The 238-nt window shown below is 39.1% G+C and carries 1 protein-coding gene; it reads left to right on the forward strand.

Translation table 11 applies throughout. The features are described 5' to 3' along the window. On the forward strand, window positions 1-238 hold a 238-nt coding region (locus CIK77_RS17455), incomplete at both ends, for a hypothetical protein (RefSeq protein WP_220224456.1).

Below are 238 nucleotides of genomic sequence, written 5' to 3' on the forward strand. Positions count from 1 at the left end.
GGTACTTCAGCTCAACTCACAGATGCTTACGGCTATTATAGTGGAAATGAAAATGCGCCGGATGTACCTAAACACGTGATAGAAGCTGGTAGAGAAATCATGGAAATTGGGGTATCTAAAGGTTACTTTGGCGTAGCGGGCTTTGACTTGTTATTAGACGACAAAAATGATGTATATGCGATTGATTTGAATTTTAGACAAAATGGTTCGACAAGTATGTTGTTGTTAGAGCCTTTAC

Origin of the sequence: Microbacterium sp. JB110, assembly GCF_003335195.1 — a bacterium.
Lineage (GTDB): Bacteria > Actinomycetota > Actinomycetes > Actinomycetales > Microbacteriaceae > Microbacterium.